6 protein-coding genes and 1 pseudogene are annotated in these 2407 nt (G+C 57.3%); 4 read left to right on the forward strand and 3 right to left on the reverse strand.

The features are described from left to right. A pseudogene (locus HMPREF2924_RS02940) lies at positions 1-242 on the reverse strand (toprim domain-containing protein); the annotation flags it as partial. Between the two features lie 305 nt (positions 243-547). Here HMPREF2924_RS02940 and vapB point away from each other — a divergent pair. From vapB to HMPREF2924_RS02960, 4 genes are read left to right on the forward strand one after another with little or no spacing between them, the layout of a single operon-like run. Further along, positions 548-790 (forward strand): type II toxin-antitoxin system VapB family antitoxin, encoded by a 243-nt coding sequence (gene vapB / locus HMPREF2924_RS02945; protein ID WP_170869361.1) that lies wholly within the window; start codon positions 548-550, stop codon positions 788-790. Further along, complete coding sequence (gene vapC, locus HMPREF2924_RS02950; RefSeq protein ID WP_003134109.1) at positions 790-1200, forward strand: type II toxin-antitoxin system tRNA(fMet)-specific endonuclease VapC; 411 nt, start codon at positions 790-792, stop codon at positions 1198-1200. The genes vapB and vapC overlap by 1 nt, the downstream gene beginning before the upstream one ends. Before the next feature lie 15 nt (positions 1201-1215). After that, the gene (locus tag HMPREF2924_RS02955) at positions 1216-1410 is read left to right on the forward strand and encodes a hypothetical protein (RefSeq protein ID WP_023094845.1); all 195 of its coding nucleotides are present in this window, start codon (positions 1216-1218) and stop codon (positions 1408-1410) included. Positions 1411-1426: 16 nt separating this feature from the next. Next, positions 1427-1645 carry a hypothetical protein gene (locus HMPREF2924_RS02960; protein ID WP_023094844.1) on the forward strand — a complete coding sequence of 73 codons (219 nt, stop codon included), beginning with the start codon at positions 1427-1429 and terminating at the stop codon, positions 1643-1645. 65 nt (positions 1646-1710) lie between these two features. Here the strand turns inward: HMPREF2924_RS02960 and crpP are convergent, their stop codons facing one another. Together crpP and HMPREF2924_RS02965 are read right to left on the reverse strand one after the other, a co-directional pair. Further along, on the reverse strand, positions 1711-1908 hold the full coding sequence (gene crpP / locus HMPREF2924_RS33830; protein ID WP_031644039.1) for an ICE-associated protein CrpP: 198 nt from the start codon (positions 1906-1908) through the stop codon (positions 1711-1713). 221 nt (positions 1909-2129) lie between these two features. Next, entirely contained in the window at positions 2130-2324 is a 195-nt protein-coding gene (locus tag HMPREF2924_RS02965) for a hypothetical protein (protein WP_031632157.1), read from the reverse strand. Positions 2325-2407: the final 83 nt, after the last annotated feature.

The raw sequence follows: 2407 nt of genomic DNA on the forward strand, positions 1-2407 counted from the left end.
TTCTGCCGCAGCTCCTTCAGCCGTGCGACGGTTTTTTCCTTGCCCGAGAGGATCTGGTAGTGCGGTTTGAAATCCTGGCCCACGCCGACGGTGAGCATCTGCGGATCCTGCCCGTGAACGGGTAGGTCTCTGATGTGGCCGGCTGTCGCCTCGACCTGCCAGGTCACGTCGGGACGAATCGAGGGTAGAAGGGACCTCAGCTTTTTCAGCTTGCCCGGGGCTTCAATGATTACGAGGTGCATCGGCGGAATCTCTCGGAACAGTCGGTCGAACTGTCGCGATCAGAGAGCTGGCCAACAATGCGAAATGGACGGTGCGCTGTTGCAGTTTTCGGGAGGAGCTGAAGGGTAACGTCATCAGAAGTCGAGCTGCTGTTGCTGCTCCTGGGCAACGTGCACACCTGCCTGGACCATTCCAAGACCTAGCTTGGCTTGTGTCAGGACGCCATTCGGCGGGCCTTCGAGGTCGCGTTATAAAGCCATTGTCGTATATCCCATTGACATATCCCGAGAGGTGAATACTATGGGATATACGTTTGATATATCCCATGAGGTGTGTCGTGGAACAAGGTTCTGTTTTTCAGAGCAATCGTAGCCAGGCCGTAAGACTGCCCAAGGCCGTCGCGCTTCCTGATGACGTTAAGCGTGTGGATGTGGTCGCTGTGGGGCGCGCCAGAATCATCACGCCTGCCGGTGAGTCTTGGGATAGCTGGTTCGATGGCGAGGGCGTTACTGCCGACTTTATGGCAGAGCGTGAACAGCCTGCCGATCAGGAGCGCGAGACTTTCTGATGCTCAAGTTCATGCTTGACACCAACATCTGCATCTTCACCATCAAAAACCGTCCGCAAGAGGTGCGCGAGGCGTTCCTGCGCCACCACGACCAGATGTGCATCAGCACCGTGACGCTGATGGAGCTGATCTACGGCGCAGAGAAGTCCTCGAACCCCTCGCGCAATCTTGCAGACGTGGAAGGCTTCGCTGCTCGTCTGGAGGTGCTCAAGTACGACCAGGAAGCTGCCGCCCACACCGGCCAGCTCCGCGCTGAACTGGCCCGTCTCGGCAAGCAAATCGGCCCCTATGACCAGATGATCGCCGGGCACGCCCGCTCTCAGGGCCTGATCGTGGTCACCAATAACCGCCGCGAGTTCGACCGCGTACCCGGCTTGAGAGTTGAGGATTGGGTCACCCCAATCGTATAGCCGAGGAAAACAGGAGTGGACAAGTTCACAAGCGTGCCCGAGATCGAAGGCCTGTTTTGGCACTTCGAGAACGGTGTCTCCGAGCCTCTCCCGGTGCTGATCAACCGGGCGAAGTGGGGAAGGAAATTCAAATCGCTCAACGGCGCTGAGCAGTCTTGGCTCCGTGACGGCGAGTATCTGGTTGGACCGCAGCCCACTCCGGCTGCTTAGTAACGAGGAAACCAGCATGGTTACAAAGGATCACGAATTCACAGTAGGCAAAGGACAAACTATCTGGGCCGGAAAGTCCCACTACCCCGACCTAGTGCGTTTAGTTGTTCCGAAGGATCAAGCAGTTGCCCTGGCACATAAGATTCTCCGCGCCTATGAGCTGGCCCGTCCCGAAGACATGTACTTGGATGAAATCCCCCTCTATGGGGAGTTGGAACCCCTGGACGACGAATAAGTAGGACAAATGTCCATCTGCCAGGTCTCGCCGGGAAGAACCGAGGGGAAAAGGGAGCTCAGCTTTCAGAAATCGAGCTGTTGTTGCTGCTCCTGGGCAAACCCTTTCAACCAGGACGCCCGCATCGCAGGATGACTGTAAGGGCAGTCGAACACCCGTAGCCCTTTCCGCGCGGCCTCAGCACCAATAGCCCGTACAGTCCGGTGGGGATCGTTGAAGTGTCGTCTGTCCAGCTTGTCGGTATCGGTCGCTCTCTTTGACACACTGCACCTCGTACTGGTCGACTGGTCGAGATTTCCGATTCGGAAGCCCTTGCCACCAGAGACTTCACGAACGGGCGGCCAAAATTAAGGATGCTGGTCTATCAGCTTTTGCCGGCATAACTGTTCATTGCGGTTGCTCCAGTCGCTGGAATGCTTGTCGAGGCTGCGGGCGGCGAAGAGAGGTTCTTGCCACCTGCAACTTCACGAGTGGGCGCGGAAAATTAAGACCGGCGTTTCACCGTCGCATCGGCAATGCCTTGGGCTATCCTGATGAAGGATGCGCGATCTTCTTCCTCCATAAGCGCCATGCACTCCAGAACTGATATCTCGTCGGCGCTGAGGGGCTGCCTTGTCAACGGCTCATCGCGATCCCGAAATGAGCAATGTGAGCCTGCTTGGTCATCTTTGCTGTTCATGGCGGAGTTTCCTGCGGGGGGCTTTGTCGAAGCTGCGGGTGGCGAAGAGTGGTGCTTGCCACCCGCAGCTTCACGAATGGGCG

Origin of the sequence: Pseudomonas sp. HMSC063H08, from assembly GCF_001813645.1 — a bacterium.
GTDB lineage: Bacteria > Pseudomonadota > Gammaproteobacteria > Pseudomonadales > Pseudomonadaceae > Pseudomonas > Pseudomonas aeruginosa.

Excerpts from the sequence above, each read along its gene's own strand:
- vapB (WP_170869361.1), top strand. The coding sequence starts at position 548 with ATGAGGTGTGTCGTGGAACAAGGTTCTGTTTTTCAGAGCAATCGTAGC.
- vapC (WP_003134109.1), top strand. The coding sequence starts at position 790 with ATGCTCAAGTTCATGCTTGACACCAACATCTGCATCTTCACCATCAAA.
- HMPREF2924_RS02960 (WP_023094844.1), top strand. The coding sequence starts at position 1,427 with ATGGTTACAAAGGATCACGAATTCACAGTAGGCAAAGGACAAACTATC.
- HMPREF2924_RS02965 (WP_031632157.1), bottom strand. The coding sequence starts at position 2,324 with ATGAACAGCAAAGATGACCAAGCAGGCTCACATTGCTCATTTCGGGAT.